The organism is Pseudomonas sp. D3 (assembly GCF_029320995.1).
Taxonomy (GTDB): domain Bacteria; phylum Pseudomonadota; class Gammaproteobacteria; order Pseudomonadales; family Pseudomonadaceae; genus Aquipseudomonas; species Aquipseudomonas paraveronii.
This window is the reverse complement of the sequence record NZ_CP119772.1, coordinates 5459073-5483141: the sequence shown is the minus strand read 5'-3', so window position 1 is coordinate 5483141 and position 24069 is coordinate 5459073. Positions and strand designations below refer to the sequence as shown.

Genomic DNA, 24069 nt, shown 5'->3' with positions numbered 1-24069 from the left:
ACCACCGCAGGCGCGGTTTATTCCTTCATTCTGGCCTGCAGCCGGGCAATGGCCTGGGCATGCAATTGGCACACACGCGATTCGCTCACTTCCAGCACCACGCCAATCTCGCGCAGGTTGAGTTTCTCGTGGTGACACAGCGCGAGCAGCAGGCGTTCGCGCGCAGGCAGGGCGTCAATGGCCCGAGTGAGGTTGGCACGGTTGCGGTCGTTGATCAGTTCGGCAAAGGGCGTGCGCAGCCGCGAACTGGCGTCTTCGCTGTGCTCTTCATCCACGTCGTCAAAGGGCAGCATCTGGCTGCCGTTCGTGTCATCGAGCACCTTCTGGTATTGCTCCAGCGTGAGTCCCATGGCCGACGCCACTTCCCGTTCCCGGGCCGGACGCCCCAGGTTCTGTTCCACGCGATGCATGGCGTCTTCCACGGCCCGCGCGTTGCGGCGCACGCTGCGGGGCACCCAGTCGCGGGTGCGCAGTTCGTCAATCATCGCCCCGCGAATACGTTGCGAAGCGAAGGTGGCGAACGTCGCGCCGACGCTCAAGTCATACCGCGTCATGGCATCGAGCAGACCGATGCTGCCGGCTTGAATCAAGTCGTCCAGTTCAATATTGGAAGGCAGCCGGGTCTTCAACCCCAGTGCCTGGCGCCGGACCATCGGGAGGTACTGCTGGAGGACTTCCTGCTGGTTAATCTTGCCCTGTGCCGTATACATCGTGCGCGCCTGCGAAAGACAGAAAATCCACGGGATTATTACCGCTGGTCCTGGCCGCTTAAGCGCGGAACAGGTGTGTGCCAGGTGACGTATTCGCTGCTTAGCCCACGGTGAATGGAATGAAATGTGGTCGGCAGGACAACGCCGCTGCGGTGTTCTCAGGATTTGCGAGTCTCATCGATCACCAACAACCGCATCCCCAGATACCGCTGCGCGGCCTCGCGCAAATTGTTCAGCAGGCCCTGCTGGGAAAAACCGGTGTGCAGCGCCAATACCTGCGCGGGGCCACCCTGTTCGCGTAACAGGCTCAACGCGCTGAACGTGCGGCAGAAGGCACCCAGGTCGCTGTCGACCCACACACTCCAGCGCTCGGGCAGATCGCGGTGATAGTTATCCACCGCCTGAACGCGCCAGCGCGCGGGGTCGCCGACCCAGCGATGACCTTGGCAGTGCCAACGCTCCAGGGTTTTGTGCGCCTGGACGGTCGCTTGTGCCGAGCCGAATAGCATCAGGGTGCGATCCACGACCGGAGCCTGTTGTTGCCTGGCCCAGTGGCGCAGGCCGGTGGCCTGGTCGTGCATGCTCAGAGGCTGCCCGTGACGGCGGACAAGTGCAGCAAGCCTTCGAGGATTTCGCCGGTTTGGCCCCTGGTTTTTTTCGGCAGCAGGCCAAGCAGTTGCGTGCGGGCCTGGAAAGCCCAATCGTCACTGGCGTTGGCCAGGCGCATGGCGCTGGCGGCGAGCCCGGCGGCCAGGTACAGGCGCAGTTCGGCGTGCAGATGCGCAGACATGGCGAGTAACTGCGTCTTGCCGCGTGCAGTCAGGCTGGCCAGTTCATCGTGCTTCAACTGCAGCAGGAGGTTGGCGGCCTGTTCCTTCAACCCTTGCGACTCCACGCTCAGCCAGTAGCGTTGGCCCAAGTGTTGACCGCTGTGGCTGTCTTGCAAGGTGCCGAACCAGGCGCGCGCGGGGGCATTTTTGAGCACCACCGGCAGATGGCTTAAGGTCAGTCGCGCAGTGCGGTTGCGGTAGCGCAACTCGCGGATGCCGAAGGCTTCAGCGTGCCCGGCCAGGTTGCCCAGGCGTTGGCGTTCACCTCGATACACCACGCGCTGGCTGCTCTGGGTCGCGGTGACCCACACCGCTGCAACGGGCGCGCTGGGTTCTTGCGCGCGGATAAACGCGTCCCAGCGCGCAGGTTGCTGCGCCGCCGGTAACGCCATCAACGGCCAGGCGTCGAGCAACGGGCCGAAGCCGTCGACGTGCGCGATCAGGCTGTCGCGCAATGCCAACAGCGCCTTGCGCTGCCCCATCAACCCGCGCACCAGCGCATTCAAGCGTTGGCTCGCCGACGTGCCGGGGGCTGAGGCAAACCGCGAAGGCCGGGACGTATCCAGCGCTTGCTGCAAAAAGTTCGACGTGCTGGGCAATTGCAGGTCTTCCGGCACTTGCTGGCCCGTCGACAAATAGTTCAGCCGCAAGTCGTGTCGAATCAACGTATCCAGTACCGGTCCAAGCCGCGCAGCCTCATCGCACTTGCTGACGATGCAGTCGTCCAGGCGGCAACCGGCGGCGTGCGCGGCTTCGCGGTAGGTGTGCAGCACTTCATCGAGGGTATCGCCATGGCTGGCGGCGTTGAGCACCAGCATCAGGCGCACCGCGCGACCACTGCCGCCCAGTTGATGGATTTGCGTCACCAGGCGTGCGTCGCGCTGGCTCATGCCGACGGTGTCGATGAGCACCAGGCGCTTGTCGGCCAGCCCGCCCAGCAGCGGGCCAAGCGGCGCATCAGGCTCCAGGGTGTGCAACTCGACCCCCAGCAGTTGCGCATAAATGCGCAGTTGTTCGTGGGCACCGATCCGAAAACTGTCGGTGCTGACCAATGCCACCTGGTCGGGGCCATGGCGCATGACATAACGCGCCGCCAGCTTGGCGGTGGTGGTGGTCTTGCCCACGCCGGTGGGGCCGACCAGGGCAATCACGGTGGGCTCGTTGAATAACTCGGCTTCATCGGCCAGTTGGTTCAGTTGGCTGTCCAGTCGTTGCATCAGCCAGGTCTTGAGCCGTGCCGGTGTGGCATCGGGCAACGGCGGCGGGCTGTGGCCCAGCAACTCCTGGCTGAGGCTGGCGCTGAAGCCGGCGTCGAGCAGCCATTTGAGCAAGGGCGAGGGTTTCCCCCGGCTATCGATCAACTGGCGCATAGCCTGAATTTCACTCAGCAGGCGTTCACTCAACGCGGCGAAATCCGCAGAGGCCGGCGCGGGCAGCTCTTCGGCCAGCGCCAGGATTTCCACGCCGGCATCGGTCATGCGGCTCGACAGGATCAACGCGTCTTCACCCAGGGCCAGGCGTACCTGGTTCATGGCTTCGCGGCTGTTGGCGCCGATAAATCGTTGAGTGCTCACTTGGGTTTGCCTCCGATCACGTTAGTCATGCGCAGGGTGCGGTCGTCGGGTATTTCGCTCAGGGCAATCACCGTGAGCTGGCGCAGGCGCCGCCGCAGGAAGCGCGACAGCACCGGACGCAGCTTGTTGGGCACCACCAGCACCGGCGGCTCGCTACTGTTTTCCTGACGCTTGAGGGTCAAGGTGGTCTGCTGCATCAGGTTGTCCGCCAGGCTCGGCTCCAGCGCGCCGCCATTGCCCACCGCCTGCATCAAGACCTGCTCCAGGTTGAAGTCGAGGCCGATCACTTTCAGTTCGGTTTTGTTGCCAAACAGCTGATTGACGATGGAGCGTCCCAGGGCCACGCGCACTACCGCCGTCAGCTCCTGCACATCCGGCGGTTGTTGTACGCCACCGTGTTCAGCCAGGGCATCGAGGATGGTGCGCATGTCGCGGATCGAGACGTTTTCTTCGAGCAGGTTCTGCAGCACGCGCTGCAACACCGTCAGCGACACCAGCTTGGGCACCACTTCGTCGACCAGGCCTTTGCTGTCGGGGCCGAGCTTGTCCAGCAGCTTCTGCACTTCGCCACGGCCAAGCATGTCCTTGGCGTGCTGATGCAGCAGGTGGTTGAGGTGGGTGGCGGTCACGGTGCTGGCGTCGACCACGGTGTAGCCATAGATCTGCCCGTGCTCGCGCAGGTTCGATTCGATCCAGATCGCCGGCAGCCCGAACGCCGGGTCCACCGCCGGCGTGCCTTCCAGCTCATGGGTGACCTTGCCGGGGTTGATCGCCAGCCACTTGCCGGGGAACACTTCGCCGCGGCCGATTTCCACGCCCTTGAGGCTGATGATGTAAGTGTTGGCGGCCAGTTCCAACTTGTCGCGTACATGCACCACCGGCGGCAAAAAGCCCACGTCCTGGGCAAATTTTTTGCGCAGGCTTTTGATCCGGGTGATCAGCTCGCCTTGCTGGCGCGCATCCACCAACTGGATCAGGCGATGGCCGACGCGCAGGCTCAGGGTGTCGACCAACTGCACATCGTCCCAGGAGGCTTCGCTGCTTTGCGAGGCCGATTTGGGCAGCAGGGTCTGCACCGGGGAGCCTTCCGGGGCCAGTTCCTCCTGTTTGGAGAACCACCAGCCCAGCCCGGCCAGTAGCCCGGTAAGAATCAGGAACACCAAGTTGGGCATGCCCGGTACCAGCCCGAGCAGGCCCATCACGCCGGCGGTCATCATCAGCACTTTCGGGCGGCTGAACAGTTGGCCCATCATCTGTTGGCCAACGTCCTGTTCAGTGTTCACGCGCGACACCGTGACACCGGCGGCAATCGAAATCACCAGGCCGGGAATCTGCGCCACCAGCCCGTCGCCGATGGTCAGCATGGTGTAGGTGTGGGCGGCATCGGAGAAGGCCATGCCGTGCTGCAGGATACCGATGGCCAGGCCACCGATGATGCACACGCCCATGATCACCAGCCCGGCCACGGCGTCACCGCGCACGAACTTGCTGGCGCCGTCCATGGAACCGAAGAAGTCAGCTTCCTGAGCGACTTCCTTGCGCCGCTGGCGGGCTTGCGGTTCGCCGATCAAGCCGGCGTTGAGGTCGGCGTCGATCGCCATCTGCTTACCGGGCATCGAGTCGAGGGTGAAGCGCGCGCCGACTTCGGCGATACGCCCGGCACCCTTGGTGATCACCATGAAGTTGATGGTCACCAGGATCAGGAACAGCGCCAGGCCCACGGCGAAGTTGCCGCCCACCAGGAACTCGCCGAAGGCCTCGATCACCTTACCGGCCGCGTCGGGGCCGGTGTGGCCTTCCATCAGAATCACCCGCGTGGACGCCACGTTCAGCGACAGGCGCAGCAAGGTGGTGAACAGCAGCACCGAGGGAAACGCCGAGAAATCCAGGGGCTTTTCCGTGAGCATGCTGACCATCAGCACCATGATCGCCAGGGCGATATTGAAGGTGAACAGCAGGTCGAGGATGAACGTGGGCAGCGGCAGGATCATCATCGACAGGATGAGCACGATCAGCACCGGGCCGGTCATGATCTTGAGGTCGGTGGTGGCCAGCCAGGAGTCGGGGCCGAATAAATCGGTCATGCCTTTCATGCGTTCGGGTCATCCTCAGGTGTCGGGGTACGCGGACCACGCTGGTCCATGCCTGGCGGTACAGTCAGGTTCACCGGGGTCGGCGGCAGGTCGCCGCCGTGTTCGCTGACACGCTTGAGGCGAATGGCCCAGGCCACCACTTCAGCGACCACGGTGTACAGCTCGATGGGAATTTCGCGATCCAGGTCGACGTGGAAATACAGGGCCCGCGCCAGCGGCGGTGCTTCCAGCATCGGCAGATGATGTTCTGCGGCGATCTCGCGAATGCGCAGCGCCACGTCATCCGCGCCCTTGGCTACCACGCGCGGAGCGCCGTTCTTTTCTTTCTGGTACGACAAGGCCACCGCGAAGTGGCTGGGGTTGGTGACGATCACGTCGGCCTTGGGCACCTTGCTCATCATGCGGCGCCGCGCGCGGGCCTGTTGCATCTGGCGAATCCTCGCCTTGATATGCGGGTCGCCGTCGGCGTTCTTGTGTTCCTGGCGCTGCTCTTCCTTGGACATGCGCAGGTTCTTGGCGTAAGTCCATAATTGGTAAGGCACGTCCATGCCCACCACGATAATCAGTGCCGCGACACACATCGTGCAGGCGCTGGCGGTCAGGCTCAGCAGGGTGGCCAGGGCTTTTGGCGCGGGCATGTGCGGCAAGTTGAGCAACTGCTCGATGTGGCTGCGCAGAAAGAAGTAGATCACCGTGCCGATCAGGCTGGCCTTGGCGATGGCCTTCGCCAACTCCACCAGCACCTGCACTGAGAACAAGCGCGCCAGCCCGCTCATGGGGTTGACCCGGGAAAACTGCGGGCGCACGGCCTTCAGGGTGATCACCAGCCCACCCAGCAGGGCCGGCGCGGCGAGCGCGGCGAAGGTCGTCAGGGCGAAGAACGGGGCCAACGTCAGCAGCGCGATCTGGCTCAATGTCCACAGCGTACTGAGCATGCGCGCGGTGTCGAACAGCTGTGCGCGGTCGAACAGCAACGCCTGTTCCATCACCTGGCCAAGGTTGTCATAGAGGGTGCCGCCCATCAGCCACAGCCCGCCGATGCCGGCCAGCAGCATGACAAAGGTGTTCATCTCACGGGAACGTGCAACCTGGCCTTCTTCGCGGGCCTTTTCGATCCGTCGCGGCGTTGCCGCTTCGGTCTTGTCTTCTCTGCTGGTCTCGGCCATGGCTCTCCGGGCGCCTGCGGCAACCCGCGCGACCTGTCAAAGCCGCTATTGTGCGCAGGCGCCTCGGCCGCCGATCGCACGAACACCCCGCACAATCGCGCGCTAATGGGCGGATGGTTCCGCCGGACCGTATTCATCCTGGGACAGAATGCGTTCGGCCACACGGTTGTCGAGTACGGTGATTTCGATGCGGCGATTGGCGGCGTCATAAGGGCCTGCGCCATGGAAGCGGATGCGGTCGGCCATGCCGGAAACGCGCAGCAGCTTGTTGGAGTCCAGGCCGCCGCTCACCAGTTCCTGGCGCGAGGCCTTGGCGCGGTCGGCGGACAGGTCCCAATTGTTGTAGCCGGCATCGCCGCCAGGGTAGGGGTGGCTATCGGTATGCCCGCTGATTTGAATGCGGTTGGGCAACTCGTTGAGCACCGGGGCGAACGTCTTGAGCAGCTTGCTCAGGTACGGCGCGACGTTGGCACTGCCCAGCTCGAACATCGGGCGTTTGTCGGTATCCAGCAACTGCACGCGCAGGCCTTCGGGGCTCAGTTCTATTGCGATCTGCTGCTTGAGTTCGCGCAATTGCGGGTCGTGATCCACTGCACTGTCCAGGCGCTGCTTGAGGGCTTCCAGGTGGCGCCGTTCATCCCCGGAAAGACGCGAAGGGCGTGTGGTCTGGCGCGCGCGTTCGCCTTCGGAGAAGCGCTGGTCAGGCCCGCCGCCGGGGATCGCGCTGGTGCTGGAGGTGCTGCGATCGCCTTTGCTCATGGCCACCAGCAGCGGCGTGCTGAAGTACTCGGCAATTGCGTCCTTGTCGTTTTTGTTGGCGTTGGACAGCACCCACAGCACCAGGAACAGCGCCATCAGGGCGGTCATGAAGTCGGCGAAAGCAATCTTCCAGGCGCCGCCATGGTGGGCGTGCCGTGCGGCTTTTTTGCGCCGGATGATGATCGGTCGATCGCTCATGCTCAGTCGACTCCCGGTTGGCCGCCGCCACCCCGCACATAGGTTTCCAGTTCGAGGGCGCCAGGGCGTTCGCTGGTGTGCAGCGCCTTGCGGCCGAACTCCACGGCCAACTGCGGTGGCATGCCTTGCACGCTGGCCAGCAGCGTCACGCGGATGCATTGCAGCATCTTGGCGGACTCGGCGGCCTGCCGGTCGATACGGCTGGCCAGCGGTGCGACCAGCCCATAGGCCAGGTAAATGCCAAGGAAAGTGCCGACCAGTGCATGAGCGATCATCTGGCCCATCAAGTCCGGCCCGACGTTCACCGAGCTCAAGGCTTTGACCACGCCCATCACCGCCGCGACGATGCCGAAGGCCGGTAGGGCGTCGCTGACTTTGTAGAGGGCATCGGCAGGCAAGTGGGCTTCGTGTTCGAAGCCTTCGATCTCGTGCAGCATCAGCTCGTCAAGTTCATGGGCCTGCATGGCGCTGCTGATCAGCAGGCGCAGGTAATCGGTGATGAACAGGATGATCAGCGGGTCAGCTACCAGCCGTGGGTATTGGGAGAAAATCGGGCTTTGCTCGGGTTCTTCGATATCTCGTTCCAGAGCGAGCATGCCTTCGCGGCGGGCCTTGCTCAGCAAGGCATAGAGCATGGCCATCAACTCCAGGTACAAGGTTTTGTCGTATTTGGCGCTGCGCTTGAAACGTGACACGGCACTGAGCGTGGCCCTGATGGCCTTGCCGTTATTGGCGGCAATGAACGCACCGACGCCGGCCCCGGCAATCATCAGCAACTCGGTGGGTTGATACAGCGGGCCAAGGGCGCCACCGGACAGGACAAAGCCACCGAACACCGATAACAGTACAACGATAAGCCCGGATACGATGAGCACGTGGTCGTTCCTTAGATTCAAGCAATGGATGACTTGCTGAATATCGGCAACGGCGAGGGACGAATTGAGGAGGTTTTTGCAGACGGTGAAATTGAAAACGCCACAGATCAAATGTGGGAGGGGGCTTGCCCCCGATGGGGGTGGATCAGCCAAGCAATGACTGACTGACACTCCCTCATCGGGGGCAAGCCCCTTCCCACATTGGATTGGGTTTACAGCTCAAGGGCTGGGCAGGTTGTCGACCCGGTGGTGCATGAAGGGCAGGGCCCCTGTTCAAGTACCTCTAAAGAACAACCGGATCAAATGTGGGAGGGGGCTTGCCCCCGATGGGGGTGGATCAGCCAAACAATCACTGACTGACACTCCCTCATCAGGAGCAAGCCCCCTCCCACATTTGATCCGGTTCGACTTAAGCCTTGCGTATCAGCAGTTGTGCGTCGATATCCCTGCGCTTCAAGGTCTTGCCCGCCCGCGAAGGCGGCTGGCAAATCCCACACACATACTGCTGCGCCGGTGCGTGTGAATGGGCAACGAACTCGCCGGAGCAGCACGAGCAACGGATCAGCTCAAGCATGTCGCTTTCAAAAAAACGCACCAGGGTCCAGGCGCGGGTAAGCCCTAGCACCAGCTCTCCTTCCTGGTCGCCCACCTGTTCCAGGTACAGGCGATAGGCTTTGACGAAGGCATCGATGCGGTGCCCACCGATTTCCATCAGGCTGCGATAGATGCCGTAGAACAGCGACGAGTGAATGTTCGGCAGCCATGTCACGAACCAGTCGGTGGAGAAGGGCAACATGCCTTTGGGGGGTGAGGCGCCGCGCACTTCCTTGTAGAGACGGATCAATCGACCTCGGCTCAGCGACGTTTCCGTTTCCAGCACCTGCAGCCGTGCGCCCAGTTCAATCAGTTCGATTGCCAGTTGCACTTGCTGCATTTCGGTGACCAGGCTTTTGTCTGACATGGATCAGCCTTCCCCGATGCGCAAATCGCCCGTGCGCTCAGCGGCGGCCATTAGCAGTGCGGAGTGAATTTCCACCATGCCCAGTTCGCGGGCGTTACCCAGCACTCTGGACAAGCGGTCGGTCTCTTCGAACACCGGGCGACAAATCAACTGGTTGACTCGTGCCAGTTGGGTCATTTGCTTGCTGCTGAGTTTGGTCAGCAGGTCAGCCATTTGTTCGCTGAGTTTCAGGCGAAAAATCGCGATCTCACGGTCTTTGCGCAATAGGTTTTGGGCCAGTAATAAATACGAAAGATTCAGGTCCTGGATGTCTTCAAGCTCAGTGTTGGTATTTGGCAACTTTCCACCCCTCCCGTTGGGTACTACAGTTCGGCACACCTAATGGTGCGACCTCTGGCAGACAGTGCTGCAAATCGACAAGTACTAAAGTCAGGCTTTTATAGTTGTACAACGAATGCCTGGTTGTAGCGCTACTCGGTTATCCATGCTCCCGGCCATGTGCTCACAGGCCGTGAATACCGAATTTTTTAATTTTTTCTAAAGTATCAAGTAGTTTGTACGATAACAGACTGAGGAATGTTATTTCTTGTCTGTTTTCATTACTTTACTGTACATAATCGATGGTTTCATAATTATGTGTCTCGCGTAGATACAGCGTGTAAGTGTTTGTTATTTTTTTCGATACAAATAATGGCTTATTGGTATCACTTGATTGGATGAGGCTCGGTAAGCGGTGTTCAAATCGCTCTTCTTGCGGTTGATCTGCATCAGCTCGCCCAAGTCATTTTGTCGCGTATGCAAAAACCAATTTACTTGTTCTTCCAGCGCCAGGATCTGGCTGAGTAGTTCAAGCTTGTATTGCTGACCACTCGCATCAAGATCAACTTGGTCCTGCGCGCGGCGTAAGTAAGCAGCGTCGATCAGCCCCTGGGACTTCAATGCGAAGATGCCATCCCAATCGGCTTTTTTGGCGTATTCGAGCAGGCGTTGGGATTGTTCGAGCAGTTGTTCGTAAGCGGCGATCAGTTGTGCTTGCATCATGTCTACCGCTCTTCCTCGATGTGCGAACCAATGGCCAGCCAGGCGGCGGCGACGTTTTCCAGTAACGTCGCGGCCGTGGTCAGTGCGGTGTCATCATTGTTCAGGTTTGCGTGAAGCAGCACACGAACCACGTAGTCGTAGAGTTGGTCGAGTTGCACAGCGATGTCACCTCCTTGCTCAAGGTCCAGCGAGGCGCGTAAACCCTGGCTGACGATATTGATTGCCTTGGTGATGGCCTTGCCTTTTTCGGCGATATGGCCGGCCTGCATATGCAGGCGCGCGATACGAATCGACGCCTGGTAGCTGTCGAAGAGCATCACGATTCTTTGGTGAGGGGAGGCCGCCAAAATGCCGCTTTCCACGCCCACCCTGGCGTAGGCATTCGCGTCTCGAAGGGAACTCATCTGATTTGCTCCGGGTGTGGTCGTCAATCGTCGCTGTTAAGCGCATCGAACTGGGTCGTCAGGTAATCGGACGTGGAGTTGAGCGACGAGATCAAGGTGTCGAGTTGGGTGAACTCGTCGGTCCAGCGCGCCATCTCGGAGTCGATCAGCGCCTGCTTTTCGACATAGCGCTCTTCAAGTTGCACCAGTTTGGATTCCAGGCTGTCGGTCCTGGCGACGATCAGGCCGCTGTCTTCGTCCAGGTAGTTGTCGAGGTCGTCCGTCATTTGGCCAATGAAGCCGGAGGTGCCGTCGGTACCGATAAAGAACTCCGACACGGCGTCGATGTTGTCGGTGATGGCGCTGGTCAGGGTGTCTTCGTCAACCAGCAGAGTGCCATCGACTTCCAGGGAAATACCCAATTGCGACAGATAGCTGAAGGTGCCGCTGCCAATGGCGGTGTACAGGTCGCTGCTCAATTCTGTGCTGATGCGGCGGGTGGTCGAGTCGCCCAGCAACTCGCCTGCGGTGTCGGAATCGGCATTGTAGGCAGTGAGGGTATCTACGCTGGAAACGTAGCTGTTGTAGGCGGTGACGAATGTGGAGATGGCGTCGTAGATCGCGTCGGTGTCCTGGGAAATCGTCAGGGTCTGCGAGCTGCTGGTGGCGGACAGGTTCAGCGTGACGCCCTGCAGTGCGCCCTCCACGGTGTTGCTTTGGCTGGTGATCGAGATGCCGTTGAGGGTCAGCTCGGCGTCCAGCGCTTTCACGGTCTGGGTCATGTTGCCGCTGCTGCCGTCGTAGCCGAGCAGGCTGGACGCCTGGTCGGTGCTGTCGGTGCCGGTGTAGGTCACGGTCATTGCCGATTCGGTGCCGGTGCTGTCAGAGGTCAGCACCAGGCGGTACGGCGTGTCGCTGCCATCGTTGACGATCGAGGCGGTCACGCCGGCCCCCGAGGCATTGATGGCGGTACGAATGCCTTCAAGGGTGTTGTTGCTGCTGTCCAGGGTAATCGACACCGCGTCCGCCGTGCCCACTTGCAGGGTCAGGGTGCCGGTGCCCAGGGCGGTGGTCTTGCTGGCGACACCGCTGGTGCTCAGGCTTTGGGCCTGGGCCAGTTGGGTGACTTCCAGTTTATAGGTGCCGGCTTCGGCTTTGCTGGTGGTGGCGGCGGTGACACCGGTGCCGGACAGGCTGGTGGTCAACGATTCATACAAGCTCGAGTCGGCCAGTGCTTCTGCCGCCGTTTGCAGTTTGGTCAGGGCGCTGGTCAGGGTGCCGTAGGCGGATATTTCCGCATTGACCGAGGTTTCCTGGTTGGTGATGGGCGTCAGCAGGCTGGCTTCCTTGGATTCCTCCAGGCTGGTCAGGATGCTGTCCAGGTCCAGCCCGGAGCCGACCCCCAGGGAAGTGATGCTTGCAGTCGAGGTGGTAGAGGTCGTGGTTGCCATGTGAATGCCTGTCCTGGTTTGTGTTCACACACGATGGGGTGCGGTTGAACCCAACATCGGCAAACGGCTGACCCGTCTTTAGGCAAGCGCCGAAGTTTTTTACACCTGCATGGCCATCACGTCTTTATAGGCACTGAGCAGGCGGTTGCGCACCTGTACGCCCATCTGGAAGGCCACGCTGGCCTTTTGCGAATCGGCCATCACATCGCTCAGCGACACCGCCTCACTGCCGGCCTGGAAGGCGTTGGACTGGCGGGTGGCGGTCTGTTGCAACTGGTTGATGCGCTGCAATGACGACTGCAACTCGCCGGCAAACCCCGTGGCGGGGGCGAAACGTTGCGTGCCGGTGCCTTCGGCCTGTTCGGCCAGCAGCGACAGTTGTTGTAGGGCATTGGTCAGCGCAGACGAATTCATGCTGCAGGTTCCATGGGAAGCGATCAGGCCAGCAGATTAGCAAGCCTGGCGACCTGCACATTCGTCCAATTGAGCACAAAAGCGGTGGCTTTTCCGGCGTTTAGCTTTTGGCATTTTCGCCAGAATGAAGTCCTGCCAGCCATCCCTCTCTGCTAGGGGCGGCTGATCGACTACTACTGTTACCGGACTCTGCAATGTCTTTCGTACAGGCCCTACCCTCGCTATCGAGGTGTTCGTGAGTACCGCAGTCCTGGCCAAAGGCGCGCAAAAGAATCTGGCGACCCGTGCGCCAACCCGGCCGCTGGAGGCATTGACCACGCTGTTTCGCAACCAGCCCTTGTTGCCTCTGCTGCTGGCCGCCGCTGCCGCTGTTGCCGTTGTGGTGGCGCTGCTGCTGTGGGCGCGCGAGCCGGAATATCGCGTGTTGTTTTCCGGGCTTGGCGAAGCGGATGGCGGACAAATCATCGGTGAGCTGGACAGGCGTGCGATTCCTTACCGCCTGAGCGAAGGCGGCAACACCATCCTCGTGCCCGGCGACAAGATGAACGCCCTGCGCCTGCAACTGGCCGAGCAGGGCTTGCCCAAGGGCGGCAGCGTCGGCTTCGAATTGCTCGACAAGCAGGCCTTCGGCGTCAGCCAGTTTGCCGAACACCTTAACTACCAGCGCGGCCTCGAAGGCGAACTGGCGCGCACCATCGAGTCCCTGGGGCCGGTGGCCAAGGCGCGGGTGCATCTGGTGATGGCCAAGCAATCGGTATTTGTTCGCGACCGCGAGGCTGCGCGCGCCTCGGTGGTGCTGACCCTGCAACCCGGCCGTGAGTTGGGGCAAAGCCAGGCCAGCGCGATTGTGCACCTGGTCACTTCCAGCGTGCCGGAGCTGAGTGTCGATGCGGTGACGGTGGTCGACCAGAACGGGCGTCTGCTGTCCCAGGTGCGCGGCGATACAACCGGACCCGACGGCACGCAACTGGACTATGTGCATGAGATCGAGCGCTCCTATCAGCGGCGTATCGAAGACATCCTCACGCCGCTGCTCGGCAGCCAGAACGTGCATGCCCAGGTCGTCGCCCAAGTGGATTTCTCCACCCGTGAAAGCACCGCCGAACGCTACGCGCCCAACCAGGACAGCAATGAAGCGGCGGTGCGCAGCAAGCAAACCTCCGAACATGTGGTGGAAGGCGATGACGCCGGTCGCGGCGTGCCGGGTGCGCTGACCAACTCGCCGCCCAATACCCCGGCGCCGACCAAGGCCACCGCGCCGACGCCGACGCCGACTCCGGCGGGCGGCACTGCAAGTGCCACCGATGCCAAGGCCGGCAAGCCCGCCAATGCCACCCAAAGCGAGCGGATGATCAACTACGAGGTCGACCGCAACGTCGAGCACGTCAAGTCGAGCCTGGGCACGATCCAGCGCCTGACCACCGCCGTGGTCGTCAACTACCGCACGGTGCTCAAGGACGGCACGCCGACCTCGGAGCCGCTGAGCAAGGAAGAGCTGGAGAACATCAATAATCTGGTGCGCCAGGCCATGGGCTTCACCGAAAGTCGTGGCGATGCGTTGCAAGTGATCAACAGCCCGTTCGTGAGCGAAGACACCTCGGTCGCCGAGCAGCCGTGGTGGAAAACCCCCGAGGCCTACAACCTGCTGATCAGTGGTTTGCGTTACCTGCTGGTGGCCTTTGCCGCGCTGCTGCTGTGGTGGCTGGTGCTGCGGCCGATGCAACGGCGCAACGCCAGCCGAAATGCGCAGATGCTCGCGACCAGCGCCGAGCCGGGCACCGCGCTGGTGCCGGCCAGCACCGGCACCAGCGTGGTGGTCGCCGGCCAGGACAACACGCCGCACACCCTGCCGCGCAAGTCGGCGGTGTACGAGCAGAACATGCAGAGCCTGCAACAGATTGCCGCCGAAGACCCGCGGCTGGTCGCCATGATCGTGCGCGGATGGATGAAGAAAAATGACTAGCAAAATGAACGGCTCGCGCCGCAGTGCGATTTTGCTGCTGTCGCTGGATGCCGACAGCGCGGCGGAAGTGTTCAAGTTCCTGCCCAGCGGCGATGTGGAAGCCATCAGCATGGAAATGGCGCGCCTGAGCCAGGTCTCCCATGAAGAAATGCGCCAGGTGCTCGAAGAGTTCATGGACGAGACCGACCAATACGCGGCCATCAATATCCAGACCAGCGACCATATTCGCGCGGTGCTGACCAAGGCCCTGGGCAGCGAGCGGGCCGCCAGCCTGATCGACGACATCCTCGAAAGCACCAACACCGGCTCCGGCATCGACAAGCTGAACCTGATGGAAGCGTCGATGGTGGCCGAAATGATCCGCGACGAACACCCGCAGATCATCGCGACCATCCTGGTACACCTGGAGCGCCACCAGGCCTCCGACATCCTGCAATTGCTGCCCGACCGCCTGCGCAACGACATCATCCTGCGTATCGCCACCTTCAGTGGCGTGCAGCCGGTGGCATTGCAGGAACTGACCGAAGTACTCGGCGTGATGCTCGACGGCCAGAGCCTCAAGCGCAGCAAAATGGGCGGCGTGAGGACGGCGGCGGAGATCCTCAACCTGATGAGTTCCACCCACGAGGAACTGGCCATCAGCACGGTGCGCGAGCACAGCGAAGACCTGGCGCAGAAGATCCTCGACGAGATGTTCCTGTTCGAAAACCTTATCGACGTCGACGACCGGGGCATCCAGACCCTGCTGCAACAGGTGGAGCACAACTCCCTGGCGATCGCGCTCAAAGGCTCGCCGCCGGCGTTGCTCGAACGCTTCCTGCAGAACATGTCCCAGCGTGCCGGGCAGTTGTTCCGCGAAGACATGGAAGCGCGCGGCCCTATCCGTATGTCGCAGATCGAAACCGAACAGAAGACCATCCTCGCGGTGGTGCGGCGCTTGTCCGACAGCGGCGAAATCGTGACCGCACGCGGTAATGACACTTATGTCTGATTGGCAGCCCTGGCAGATGGACCCATTGGGCAGCCCTGCCTCGCCCGGCGATGACCCGCAGAGCAGCCACCGCGAGCGCGTGCGCAAGCAAGCCTTCCAGCGCAAGCTGGAGATGCAGGTGCTGCGTGAAAAGACCCTCGCCGAAGCCCAGCAGGTCGGCCATGCCCAAGGCCTGGAGCAGGGCTATGCGCAGGGCTTGAGCGAAGGGCGCCAGGCCGCCGCCGTGGAGTTGCAGCAGCAGGTGAAGCAGGCGTTGCAACCGCTGCTGGAGCTGTGCCGTCACTTCGACGAGGCGCTCAAGGCGATGGATACGCACATTGCCCACCAGTTGGTGCGCATTGCGCTGGAGGCCGCCCGACAATTGGCCGGCGATGCGCTGGCAGCCCAACCGGAGCAGGTGCTGGTGTTGGTTAAAAGCCTGCTCGACAGTGACCTGGAACTCACCGGCAAACCCAAGCTGTGGCTCAACCCGCAGGATCTGCAGCGCGTCCAGGACAGCCTCGGCGAACAGCTCGACGTGGCGGGGTGGGCCTTGCATGCCGACACCTCGATGCTGCCCGGCGGTTGCCGTGTGGTCAGCGCCGGCGGTGAGCTGGATGCCACGCGGCCTTCGCGGTTGGGCCTGCTCAATCGTAGCGTCGAGCGCACCCTGGATGAACAGCCATGAACGCGCACCTCGCGCGCTGGAGCCAGGTCCTGGCGACGGTGCAGGGCAAACCCTTGCAGGTCGCGCCGTACCTGCGCAGCGGGCGCATCACCCGTGCCACCGGCATGGTGCTGGAAGCGGTGGGCCTGCGCCTGCCGCTGGGCGGCGCCTGCCGTATTGAGCTGACGTCCCATGAGGGCGTATACGCCGAGGCCGAAGTGGTCGGTTTTGCCGGGGACACGTTGTACCTGATGCCCCTCGCGGAAATCCACGGCCTGCAACCGGGCGCGCGGGTGTTTGCCGCGGATGACGGCCAGACCGGCGCCGGGGGTAATCGCAACTTCCCCTTGGGCATGGCGCTGCTTGGCCGCGTGCTGGACAGCGGCGGCCAGCCCCTGGACGGTCGCGGCCCGCTGCTGGGTGCCCACCACGCCAGTCTGCATACCCAGCCGCTCAATCCGCTCAAGCGCGCGCCGATCGACCGCCAGATCGACGTGGGCATCCGCGCCATCAATGCCTTGTTGTGTGTCGGGCGTGGCCAGCGCCTGGGCCTGTTTGCCGGTTCCGGCGTGGGCAAGTCGGTACTGCTGGGCATGATGGCCCGCTACACGCAGGCCGATGTGATCGTGGTGGGGCTGATCGGCGAGCGGGGCCGCGAGGTGCAGGACTTTATCGACAACATCCTCGGCGAAGAGGGCCTGCGTCGCTCCGTGGTGGTCGCCGCGCCGGCCGATACCTCGCCGCTGCAACGGCTGCAAGGCGCGTTGTACGCCACGCGGGTGGCCGAGGACTTTCGCGACCAGGGCAAAGACGTGCTGCTGATCATGGATTCGCTGACCCGCTACGCCATGGCCCAGCGCGAAATCGCCCTGGCCGTGGGCGAGCCGCCGGCTACCAAGGGCTACCCGCCGTCGGTGTTCGCCAAGCTGCCCAAACTGGTGGAGCGCACCGGCAACGGGCCGCCCGGTGGCGGCTCGATCACCGCGTTTTACACGGTGCTCAGCGAGGGCGACGACCAGCAGGACCCGATTGCCGACTCGGCGCGGGCGATTCTGGACGGGCACATTGTGCTGTCCCGGCACCTGGCCGAAAGCGGGCACTACCCAGCCATCGATATCGAGGCGTCGATCAGCCGGGCGATGACCGCCATCGCCAGTGACGCCCAGCAACGCAAGGCGAATCAGCTCAAGCAGGCACTGTCGCGCTACCAGCGCAATCGCGACCTGATCAGCGTGGGCGCTTACACCCAGGGCCACGATGTGCAACTCGACCGCGCGGTGGGCTTGTACCCGCATATCGAGCGGTTCCTGCAGCAGCGCATTGACGACCGCGCCAGCGTTGACGAGACCCTGCACGGGCTCACCCTGTTGTTCCCTGGCAACTGACCTTTTTGAGTAATCATCGATGGCCGACCAATCGCTGCACCTGCTGATCGAACTGACCGCCAAGGCCCGCGACGTCGCGGCTCGCGCGCTGGCGCAAAGCCGTGCCGCCGAGCAACTGGTGATCAACCAGTTGCGCGCCCTGGACCAGTACCAACAGGAGTACCGCCAGAACCTGCAACTGGAACTGGCCAAAGATGGCATGAGCCCCTCGGCGCTGACCAACTACCGGGGCTTTTTGCAGTCGCTAGAAGAAGCCATGGAGCGTGCGCAAAAAAGCCTGGAGCGCCACCGCAAACAGGTGGCGCACCACCAGATCACCTGGATGGCGCAGTGGCGCAGGGTCAATGCGATTGAAGCGCTGTTGAGCCGGCGCGCCCAGCAGGCGCAAGTGCGCGCGGAGCGTGTCGAGCAGCGTCAGGCGGACGAACTGGCCAGCCAATTGCGGCGCCGGGCGGCAGCGTTTCCAACTTCCATCGACAGCAGCCTCTAAGGGACACCATGGACATTCTCGCGTCGTTAGTGCCATCGACCGCAGCGCCTGCGCCGGCCAGTGCTCCCGCTGAAGCGACGGTTGCGCCGAGTGAGTCGTTTGCTGCGGTATTAAGCCAGGTCAGTGCGCCAGTGGCTGACCCACTGCCGGTGGTTCAGCCGGAACCGGCATCGGCATCGGCAGTGGCGGCCGTGGACATCGCCCCGGTCACGCCAGAGCCGGCCCCGACCTCAGTGCCCACACCGGTGGCTGTACAACCGCTGCCGGTGGCTGAGCCAGAGACCCCAGGGGGGGTGGACGATGTGCTGAATGTCCTGCCCGATGACCCCGTGACGGCGGTTGCAGGACCTGAGCCGACAGCCAAGGGCGACAGCACTCTGGACGACATTCGCCAGCGCATGGCCCTGATCGAAAGCGCCGGCCAGTTGGATACCGCCGCGATGATCGTTGCACCACAGTCTCCTGTGAGCGTGCCGCTGCCGGTGGCGGTCAGTGCTGCGCCAGCCGAGTCCGCCCCCGTGATCGACAGTCGCGCACCGACCCAAGCGGCCAGCCTGCCTGCGGCGGATGAAGAACCGGACAGCGCAGAACCGATCGACCTACCGGACGCGATGCCGAGCCTGGTCGCTACCGTCGCCGACAGCGTGCCCAGCGTGCGCGCACAAACCCACGACAGCCAGCCGGACAGCCAGCCCGACCCGCAAAGTGTCTTCAGCCTTTCAGCGGCATCCTTCAACCCGGCGAACCTGGCCGTTACTGACACGGTTGCGAGCAATGGCCTGGGGCTCACGGCCGCCATCGGCAGCGCCGGTTGGCAGACTGACCTGGGCCAGCAGATGGTCGACATGGTTACGCGTGGCGAGCAGCAGGTGGACCTGCGCCTGCACCCGGCCGAACTCGGCCCGTTGTCCATCAGCCTCAACCTGAATGACGGCACCACCCAGGCGCAGTTCCAGGCCGCCCATGCCTCGGTGCGGGCGGCGGTGGAACAGGCATTGCCGCAGTTGCGCGAGGCGCTGGCCACCCAAGGCATCGCGTTGGGGCAGGCCTCGGTCAGCGACCAGTCTTCACGCCAGGCTGCGAGTGGCCAGACACCGCGTGATCCGCAGGCCCAGCCGTCCAGCGCAGCGGTCAGCCGCGACGAGGCGCTCCCTGCGCACGGCCAGCAGGTGCTGCTGCGCAGTTCGGGTGTGGACTTGTACGTCTGATTCCCAAATCAAAACAGCGAGATACCGCCGTTACCCTGGTCTTATCGCGCCATGGGCGGAGCAGGGCGATGGTCATACTTGAGCCCTGCCTAACCGTTTTCCTTCATCCCATGGTTCCAGCCAATGACCACCACCCGCAAAACCCCCTGGCTCTTGATTCTGCTGCTGGCGCTGGTCGTCGTTGCAGCCAGTTCCGGTGGCACCTACTTCTACCTCAGCCAACAGGCTGCGGCCGGTGAGACGGCGAAGGTCGAGCCCGCCCCGCAACTCCCCCAGGCGCGACGGTTGGTCACCATCGCACCGATGACGGTCAACCTGGTGAACGAACGTGATGAGCAAAGCCTGCTTTATGTAGGCTTTGCCCTGGAAGTGGCGGATGACGCGACCCAGGCGCTGCTGCAGCAATACATGCCGCAAGTACGCAGCCAGTTGCTGACCCTGTTGAGCGGGCAGAACAGCAGGCAGGTGATCACACCCCAGGGCAAGGCAGCGCTCGCCGACAAGGTCCTGGAAACCCTCAAGCAGCCGCTGGCGCCGCAGCAACCTGCACCGGCGGTGCTGCGGGTGCTGTACACCGACTTTATCGTGCAATAACCATGGCCATTGACGATTTGCTCTCCCAGGACGAGATCGACATGTTGCTGCGCGGGGGCGACGACGGCGACGCTCCAGCGGATGACGCCGACACCCTGGACGCCGCGCGGGTGCGCCCTTATGACCCGGCGACCCAGCACCGGGTGATCCATGAGCGCTTGCACGCCCTGGACATCATCAACGAGCGCTTCGCCCGTTACTTTCGCATGAGCCTGTTCAACCTGATCCGGCGCAGCATCGATATCACCGTCAAAAGCGTGCGCTACCAGAGCTACAGCGAATTCTCGATGCACATGCCGATGCCCACCAATATCAACCTGTTGGCCATGAAACCGCTGCGCGGCACGGCCCTGGTGGTGTTCCCACCCAGCGTGGTGTTCATGGTGGTGGATAACCTGTTTGGCGGCGACGGGCGTTTCGTGACCAAGTCCGAAGGCCGTGAGTTCACCCACACCGAGCAGCGCATCATCCGGCGTTTGCTGGGTTTGTCGGTGGACGCCTACAAGGACGCCTGGAAGTCGGTCTACCCGCTGGAAATCGAATACCTGCGTTCCGAGATGCAGGCCAAGTTCGCCAACATCACCAGTTCACCGAATGAAATCGTGGTGAATGCCACCTTCCACCTGGAGGTCGGCAACCTGTCCAGCGATTTCAACATCGTGATCCCGTACCTGATGATCGAGCCGATGCGCCAACTGCTCAACGGCCCGCTGACGGATACCAATCCCGAGGAAGAGCGCCACTGGAACAAGCGCATGGCCGGTGAGATCACCCATTCCGAGATTGAGCTGATCGCCGACTTTGTCGAACTGGATGCGCGGATGGGACAGGTCATGGCGCTCAAGGTCGGCGATGTGCTGCCTATCGAGCTGCCCGAGATCATCAGTGCGCGGGTCGATGGCGTGCCGGTCATGACCTGCGAATACGGCAGCCAGAACGGCGTGCGCGCGTTACTTGTGAAGGACCTGGTCGATCACTCCCTGAGCCTTTCCTCTTCTTCTACCAGCCGATTCGTGAAGGGCCACGTGTCCACTGCCAAGGAATCCGATCATGACTGATTCAAACACCGTCGAGCCCCAAGAGCCCGATGAATGGGCCGACGCCCTCGCCGAACAGGCCGCCGAAGCCGCTGACGACGACCCGTGGGCGGCCGCCTTGGCCGAACAGGAGCAGGTCGACGCGGCGGTTGCCGGACCGGCGCCAAGCGTAGGCTCGAGCCTGTTCAAACCGTTGCCTGCGCCAACGCCCGCGGCGGGCGCGCGTGAGCTGGAAATGATCATGGATATTCCGGTCAAGCTGAGTGTGGAACTGGGGCGCACCCGGATCACCATCAAGCAATTGCTGGAACTGGCCCAAGGCTCGGTGTTGGCCTTGGACGGCCTGGCGGGTGAACCGATGGACATCCTGATCAACAGCTACCTGATCGCCCAGGGCGAAGTGGTGGTGGTGGATGACAAATACGGCATTCGGATCACGGAAATCATCACCCCGTCCGAACGCGTACAAAAGCTCAACCGATGAGCCTGGTCAGCGCAACACCGGCGCCGCTTGGCGTGCCTTCGGACAACGTGATGAACCTGGCGTTGCTGGGCAAGACCGGCCTGGCGCTGCTGGTGGTGCTCGCCTGCGTGCTGGTGTGCGGCTGGCTCGCGCGGCGCATGGGTTCGCGGCCGCTGGCCCCGGGAAAGATGCTGCGGGTGGTCAGCAGCACCGGCCTGGGCCAGCGTGAAAAGGTGGTGATTGTGGAGGTGCGCGGCCAATGGCTGGTGCTGGGAGTGACCGCCCAGCACGTCACCGCCCTGGCGCAAATGGACGCGCCGGCGCCCGAGCCTGAGCCGGCAATGGTCGCACCGGGCGACAGTTTTGCCGAACGCCTGGCGCATGCCCTGAAGCACAACCTGCGCAAGGGGCGCGGCTCATGAATGGCCTGGAACCGGCGATGCAAGGCCTCAGCGCCTTCACCGGCCAGGCCGGCGGCCAGCAATGGTCGCTGAGCCTGCAAACCCTCCTTCTGCTCAGTGCCATGGCGTTCCTGCCAGCGGTGTTGCTGATGATGACCGGGTTCACCCGGATCATCATTGTGCTCGGCCTGCTGCGCACGGCCATCGGCACCACCTCGGCGCCGCCGAATCAGGTGCTGCTGGGGCTGGCGCTGTTTCTGACGTTTTTCGTCATGTCGCCAACCCTCGACCAGGCCTACGAAACCGCCTGGCAGCCATTCTCCCGGGACGAGATCACGGTGGAGCAGTTTCTCGACAAGGGCAGCCAGCCGTTTCGCACCTTCATGCTGGCCCAGACCCGCCAGGGCGACCTTGCGTTATTCGCGCGGTTGGCGCGCATCGACGACCTGCAAGGGCCGGAGGATGTGCCCATGCGCGTGTTGCTGCCGGCGTTTGTCACCAGCGAATTGAAGACCGCGTTCCAGGCCGGTTTCACCATTTTTATCCCGTTCCTGATTATCGACCTGGTGGTGGCGAGCGTGCTGATGGCGCTGGGCATGATGATGGTGCCGCCGTCCACCATCTCGCTGCCGTTCAAGCTGATGCTGTTTGTGCTGGTGGACGGCTGGCAGTTGCTGCTCGGTTCCCTGGCGCAGAGTTTTTATACCTGATGAGGACGTAGACGATGACGCCGGAAATGGTCATGGACCTGGCTTACAAAGGCATGCGCATGAGCATGATCGTGGCCGCGCCCGTGTTGTTCGTGACGCTGTTTGTCGGCTTGCTGGTGAGCCTGTTCCAGGCGGCCACGCAGATCAACGAATCGACCCTTTCGTTTATCCCCAAGATCATCGGCGTGTGCGTGGTGCTGGTGATCGCCGGGCCCTTGATCATGGAAATGCTGGTGGACTACACCCGGACGCTGTTCACCAGTTTGCCCACGCTGATTGGCTGACGCGCCTTGATCGAGGTCAGTTCGGCGCAACTGCAACTGTGGCTCACCAGCTTTTTCTGGCCGTTCTGCCGCGTGCTGGCGTACCTGATGAGCGACCCGATCCTGGGCCACAAAAATGTGTCGAGCCAGGTGAAGGTCGGCCTGGCGATGCTGCTGGCTTTCTTGCTGGCGCCCAATTTGCCGGCGCTGCCGGACGTAGCCCTGTTCTCCTGGGCCGGGCTGGGGGTGACGGTGGAGCAGGTGTTGATCGGCATGTCGCTGGGCATGGTGATGCGCGTGACGCTGGCGGTGGTGGAGATGACCGGCGATATCTGCGGTATGCAGATGGGGCTGGCGTTTGCCACGTTCTTTTCCGCCGACACCAGCACCAACAGCCTGGTGCTGTCGCGCTACCTGGGCATGATCACGATCCTGATGTTCCTCGCGCTGGATGGCCACCTCATGGTGCTTGAGCTGCTGGCGACCACGTTCAAGACGCTGCCCATCGGGCACCTGCGCTTTGACCCCAACGCCTGGAACCTGATCGCCCGCTACGGCAGCACGATCTTTCTCACGGGTCTGTTGCTGGCCTTGCCCATGGTTGCCACGCTGCTGATCATCAACCTGGCCATGGGCATTCTCAACCGGGTGTCGCCGCAGTTGACGGTATTTTCGGTGGGCTTCCCGCTGACCTTATCTGTGGGCCTGATCCTGCTGATGGTGGTGATGGGCGACCTGGGACCGTTTCTGGCCAGCCTGCTCACCAATACCCTGCACTTCATGCAGTACCTGGTCGACAACATGACCCTTGCTTGACTCATGTGCCACGGTCCAAGTGTGGGAGGGGGCTGGCTCCCGATGGCGGTGTTTCAGCCAAAGCATCTGGCGACTTCACTGCCGCCATCGGGGGCAAGCCCCCTCCCACATTTTTAGATGTGATCGAGCAGTGATGTGGGTGTCGCTGCGGTGTTTTCGGTGGGCTTCCTGCTGACCTTGTTCGTGGGCCTGATTCTGCTGATGGGCGACCTGGGGCCATTTCTGGCCGGTCTGTTGCCACGGTCCAAATGTGGGAGGGGGCTTGCCCCCGATGGCGGTGTTTCAGCCAATGCATCTGGCGACTGACCTGCCGCTATCGGGGGCAAGCCCCCTCCCACATTTTTAGATGTGATCGAGCAGTGATATGGGTGTTGTTGCGGTGTTTTCGGTGGGCTTCCTGCTGACCTTGTTCGTGGGCCTGATTCTGCTGATGGGCGACCTGGGCCCATTTCTGGCCGGTCTGTTGCCACGGTCCAAATGTGGGAGGGGGCTTGCCCCCGATGGCGGTGTTTCAGCCAATGCATCTGGCGACTGACTGCTGCTATCGGGGGCAAGCCCCCTCCCACATTTTTGGATGTGTTCGAACAGTGACATGGGGGGCGCCGCTGTTGATGGGCTTCTGTGGGCTTGATTCTGCAGATGGGACT

At 62.5% G+C, this 24069-nt stretch carries 28 protein-coding genes; 15 read left to right on the top strand and 13 right to left on the bottom strand.

Annotation, left to right across the window (positions count from 1 at the left end):
• Positions 1 to 17: 17 nt before the first annotated feature.
• From P3S72_RS25345 to fliE, 13 genes are all read right to left on the bottom strand, one after another.
• A complete protein-coding gene (locus P3S72_RS25345) occupies positions 18 to 710 on the bottom strand; it encodes an RNA polymerase sigma factor FliA (RefSeq protein WP_247396090.1) in 693 nt (230 codons plus the stop codon).
• Between the two features lie 158 nt (positions 711 to 868).
• On the bottom strand, positions 869 to 1291 hold the full coding sequence (locus P3S72_RS25340; protein WP_276194782.1) for a hypothetical protein: 423 nt from the start codon (positions 1289 to 1291) through the stop codon (positions 869 to 871).
• 2 nt (positions 1292 to 1293) lie between these two features.
• Positions 1294 to 3114: a flagellar biosynthesis protein FlhF gene (locus P3S72_RS25335; protein ID WP_276194781.1), complete on the bottom strand. Its 1821-nt coding sequence runs from the start codon at positions 3112 to 3114 to the stop codon at positions 1294 to 1296.
• On the bottom strand, positions 3111 to 5198 hold the full coding sequence (flhA, locus tag P3S72_RS25330; protein ID WP_247402813.1) for a flagellar biosynthesis protein FlhA: 2088 nt from the start codon (positions 5196 to 5198) through the stop codon (positions 3111 to 3113). Before flhA ends, P3S72_RS25335 begins: the two co-directional genes overlap by 4 nt.
• Before the next feature lie 5 nt (positions 5199 to 5203).
• On the bottom strand, positions 5204 to 6373 hold the full coding sequence (gene flhB, locus P3S72_RS25325; RefSeq protein WP_247402816.1) for a flagellar biosynthesis protein FlhB: 1170 nt from the start codon (positions 6371 to 6373) through the stop codon (positions 5204 to 5206).
• A gap of 102 nt (positions 6374 to 6475) precedes the next feature.
• Positions 6476 to 7330, bottom strand: a complete 855-nt coding sequence (gene motB, locus P3S72_RS25320; RefSeq protein WP_247402819.1) for a flagellar motor protein MotB — start codon at positions 7328 to 7330, stop codon at positions 6476 to 6478.
• 2 nt (positions 7331 to 7332) lie between these two features.
• Positions 7333 to 8205, bottom strand: a complete 873-nt coding sequence (gene motA / locus P3S72_RS25315; protein WP_276194780.1) for a flagellar motor stator protein MotA — start codon at positions 8203 to 8205, stop codon at positions 7333 to 7335.
• 409 nt (positions 8206 to 8614) lie between these two features.
• Positions 8615 to 9166: a flagellar transcriptional regulator FlhC gene (flhC, locus tag P3S72_RS25310; protein ID WP_247402826.1), complete on the bottom strand. Its 552-nt coding sequence runs from the start codon at positions 9164 to 9166 to the stop codon at positions 8615 to 8617.
• A gap of 3 nt (positions 9167 to 9169) precedes the next feature.
• Entirely contained in the window at positions 9170 to 9505 is a 336-nt protein-coding gene (flhD, locus tag P3S72_RS25305; protein ID WP_247402829.1) for a flagellar transcriptional regulator FlhD, read from the bottom strand.
• Between the two features lie 330 nt (positions 9506 to 9835).
• Complete coding sequence (fliT, locus tag P3S72_RS25300; protein WP_247402832.1) at positions 9836 to 10207, bottom strand: flagellar protein FliT; 372 nt, start codon at positions 10205 to 10207, stop codon at positions 9836 to 9838.
• A 2-nt stretch (positions 10208 to 10209) separates the two neighbouring features.
• Positions 10210 to 10611 (bottom strand): flagellar export chaperone FliS, encoded by a 402-nt coding sequence (gene fliS, locus P3S72_RS25295; RefSeq protein WP_247402835.1) that lies wholly within the window; start codon positions 10609 to 10611, stop codon positions 10210 to 10212.
• A 23-nt stretch (positions 10612 to 10634) separates the two neighbouring features.
• Complete coding sequence (gene fliD / locus P3S72_RS25290; RefSeq protein ID WP_276194779.1) at positions 10635 to 12041, bottom strand: flagellar filament capping protein FliD; 1407 nt, start codon at positions 12039 to 12041, stop codon at positions 10635 to 10637.
• Between the two features lie 99 nt (positions 12042 to 12140).
• A complete protein-coding gene (gene fliE, locus P3S72_RS25285) occupies positions 12141 to 12455 on the bottom strand; it encodes a flagellar hook-basal body complex protein FliE (protein ID WP_253398833.1) in 315 nt (104 codons plus the stop codon).
• 235 nt (positions 12456 to 12690) lie between these two features.
• Between fliE and fliF the strand changes: the two genes are divergently transcribed.
• From fliF to P3S72_RS25210, 15 genes are all read left to right on the top strand, one after another.
• On the top strand, positions 12691 to 14418 hold the full coding sequence (gene fliF, locus P3S72_RS25280; RefSeq protein ID WP_276194778.1) for a flagellar basal-body MS-ring/collar protein FliF: 1728 nt from the start codon (positions 12691 to 12693) through the stop codon (positions 14416 to 14418).
• Complete coding sequence (gene fliG / locus P3S72_RS25275) at positions 14411 to 15409, top strand: flagellar motor switch protein FliG (protein ID WP_247408537.1); 999 nt, start codon at positions 14411 to 14413, stop codon at positions 15407 to 15409. Before fliF ends, fliG begins: the two co-directional genes overlap by 8 nt.
• Positions 15402 to 16076 carry a flagellar assembly protein FliH gene (locus P3S72_RS25270; protein WP_276194777.1) on the top strand — a complete coding sequence of 225 codons (675 nt, stop codon included), beginning with the start codon at positions 15402 to 15404 and terminating at the stop codon, positions 16074 to 16076. The genes fliG and P3S72_RS25270 overlap by 8 nt, the downstream gene beginning before the upstream one ends.
• A complete protein-coding gene (gene fliI / locus P3S72_RS25265) occupies positions 16073 to 17440 on the top strand; it encodes a flagellar protein export ATPase FliI (protein ID WP_276194776.1) in 1368 nt (455 codons plus the stop codon). Before P3S72_RS25270 ends, fliI begins: the two co-directional genes overlap by 4 nt.
• Positions 17441 to 17459: 19 nt before the next feature.
• The gene (gene fliJ, locus P3S72_RS25260) at positions 17460 to 17930 is read left to right on the top strand and encodes a flagellar export protein FliJ (RefSeq protein ID WP_276194775.1); all 471 of its coding nucleotides are present in this window, start codon (positions 17460 to 17462) and stop codon (positions 17928 to 17930) included.
• Between the two features lie 8 nt (positions 17931 to 17938).
• Entirely contained in the window at positions 17939 to 19138 is a 1200-nt protein-coding gene (locus P3S72_RS25255; protein WP_276194774.1) for a flagellar hook-length control protein FliK, read from the top strand.
• A 123-nt stretch (positions 19139 to 19261) separates the two neighbouring features.
• On the top strand, positions 19262 to 19732 hold the full coding sequence (gene fliL, locus P3S72_RS25250) for a flagellar basal body-associated protein FliL (RefSeq protein ID WP_276194773.1): 471 nt from the start codon (positions 19262 to 19264) through the stop codon (positions 19730 to 19732).
• Positions 19733 to 19734: 2 nt separating this feature from the next.
• Complete coding sequence (gene fliM, locus P3S72_RS25245; protein ID WP_253398805.1) at positions 19735 to 20790, top strand: flagellar motor switch protein FliM; 1056 nt, start codon at positions 19735 to 19737, stop codon at positions 20788 to 20790.
• Entirely contained in the window at positions 20783 to 21253 is a 471-nt protein-coding gene (gene fliN / locus P3S72_RS25240; protein ID WP_253398799.1) for a flagellar motor switch protein FliN, read from the top strand. Before fliM ends, fliN begins: the two co-directional genes overlap by 8 nt.
• Complete coding sequence (gene fliO / locus P3S72_RS25235; protein WP_276194771.1) at positions 21250 to 21654, top strand: flagellar biosynthetic protein FliO; 405 nt, start codon at positions 21250 to 21252, stop codon at positions 21652 to 21654. Before fliN ends, fliO begins: the two co-directional genes overlap by 4 nt.
• Positions 21651 to 22343, top strand: coding sequence for a flagellar type III secretion system pore protein FliP (gene fliP, locus P3S72_RS25230; protein ID WP_247406253.1), 693 nt, complete (start codon positions 21651 to 21653; stop codon positions 22341 to 22343). Before fliO ends, fliP begins: the two co-directional genes overlap by 4 nt.
• Positions 22344 to 22357: 14 nt before the next feature.
• Positions 22358 to 22627 carry a flagellar biosynthesis protein FliQ gene (gene fliQ, locus P3S72_RS25225; RefSeq protein ID WP_247406249.1) on the top strand — a complete coding sequence of 90 codons (270 nt, stop codon included), beginning with the start codon at positions 22358 to 22360 and terminating at the stop codon, positions 22625 to 22627.
• 6 nt (positions 22628 to 22633) lie between these two features.
• Positions 22634 to 23422 (top strand): flagellar biosynthetic protein FliR, encoded by a 789-nt coding sequence (gene fliR / locus P3S72_RS25220; protein WP_247406246.1) that lies wholly within the window; start codon positions 22634 to 22636, stop codon positions 23420 to 23422.
• 135 nt (positions 23423 to 23557) lie between these two features.
• Entirely contained in the window at positions 23558 to 23728 is a 171-nt protein-coding gene (locus P3S72_RS25215) for a hypothetical protein (protein ID WP_276194770.1), read from the top strand.
• A 58-nt stretch (positions 23729 to 23786) separates the two neighbouring features.
• Positions 23787 to 23957: a hypothetical protein gene (locus P3S72_RS25210; RefSeq protein ID WP_276194769.1), complete on the top strand. Its 171-nt coding sequence runs from the start codon at positions 23787 to 23789 to the stop codon at positions 23955 to 23957.
• Positions 23958 to 24069 lie beyond the last annotated feature (112 nt).